Annotated in this window: 2 protein-coding genes; one reads left to right on the top strand and one right to left on the bottom strand. The window is 38.8% G+C overall.

From position 1 onward, the window contains the following. Positions 1–249 precede the first annotated feature (249 nt). Complete coding sequence (locus DRW41_RS22505; protein ID WP_115454244.1) at positions 250–684, top strand: MarR family winged helix-turn-helix transcriptional regulator; 435 nt, start codon at positions 250–252, stop codon at positions 682–684. A 34-nt stretch (positions 685–718) separates the two neighbouring features. Here DRW41_RS22505 and DRW41_RS22510 read toward each other — a convergent pair whose 3' ends face one another. After that, on the bottom strand, positions 719–1,240 hold the full coding sequence (locus DRW41_RS22510) for a CarD family transcriptional regulator (protein ID WP_115454245.1): 522 nt from the start codon (positions 1,238–1,240) through the stop codon (positions 719–721). Positions 1,241–1,632: the final 392 nt, after the last annotated feature.

Below are 1,632 nucleotides of genomic sequence, written 5' to 3' on the forward strand. Positions count from 1 at the left end.
TAGACAAAGCTTCTTGACGAAGGTGTGACCAAGGTCACAAATAGGCTTAATTGGAAGCGGAAATAGCCGGCTCTTTTATCGTGAAAAGCCAACCGAATGAAAGGTTGGCAGGCTGCCTTATTGGGCGTGCAGGAACTTAGCCTATATACTTTTTACTTAAAAAGGCTGCAAGGTAGTTGTAAACCAGTTTGACATCCAATAACGGGTTTTGTATAGTAGGGGCGAAGACGGTGAATGGAGTGAATCCCTTTGAATTCAAACTCTGATTTGGAAAATTTGGATCTGATAGATTTAATAAGCGAGCGGCATAGCTTGCTCAGGAGCATCTTGGGAAAAGCCTGGAACGAAAATAGCGAGATTTATATTTCAAATTCTGAGTGGTATATAATGGCCAGGATTTATAAAAAACAGCCGACAATATCATATGTGACAAAGAATGTGGAGATTTCCCGCCAGGCGATCCATAAGTTTATCAAAAACCTTGCCTCAAAAGGATTAGTGGAAATCAGGAACGCGGAAAACAACAGGAAAGAGAAGTGTATCCAGTTAACCCCACTAGGTGAACAATGCTACGAAAAAATCGTAGCCCTTAAGGGACAGCTTGAAAAAAAAATCGCCGAGAACATAGGGGCCGAGAAGGTAGAGGAACTTAAAAACATTTTAAAGCTTGATTGGAAGGTATAAGTTATTGGAAATTACACAAAAAAAGAATGCCGAATTACACGGGCATTCTTTTTTTAGTTGATAGCTTAACCAGCTTTACGACCATTTCATTTATTTCTTCAACTGTAGTGTCGAGCGATATTGCCAATTCTTTGAAAAGGACGTGCTGGATATGGTCCAACAGCCTGCGGTCTGATTCGTAAAGTTTTTTACCATGAAGTTCAGCATCCAGCTTTTTTTGCATCAGTGTCTTTACAACTTTGGCAATTTCCTTTCGGTTGCCCGTTTTTACGATATCGTTATACTGCCTATTACGAATATTTGGGTTTTCAATCCATTTCAATCCTGGGTACCTGAACGATTCAAGGAGTTCATTCGCCTCCCCTTGAGTCATAAGTTCCAGCATATTCACTTTTTCATTATCAACAGGACTGCTTATGGTTAAATCTCCATAATTGTCAATAGGATGCAGTACATAGTAAGTCTTTGTTATGCCTGACACTGTTTTTTCACAAATATCATCAACCTTGCAAATGCCATGTGCAGAATAAATCATAAAGTCACCAATAGAAAACATTTGCTCACCTCGGAATATTTGTCAACTAAGTTTATAATATCAGAAAACGACTAATTCGTCAACTTGGTTGACTTTTGTGGTCTTTTAATAACGCCTTCAACTGGATCGGGGGACTACCGGGAGGACTTCTACTGAAAAAACAAAATGAATATCAATCTATAAATAAAAAAAATGCCTGTTATTGAATCTCAATAAGCAGGCATCTTTTATATAAAATTTTTCAAGTTGTGATTTAGGCAGCTATTTCATTCAAAAGATAATCTAGCTTGTGAACCTACTCTTGAAGCTGGGCATCTTTTTTGAATACAGTCTTGTTGATGAAGGGAAGCACATAGCGGTCTAGGCCATATTTGCCAGCGTTTGCTCCAGCGACAAGGATGATGAAGCCCATC

Source organism: Neobacillus piezotolerans (assembly GCF_003362805.1).
GTDB lineage: Bacteria > Bacillota > Bacilli > Bacillales > Cytobacillaceae > Bacillus_D > Bacillus_D piezotolerans.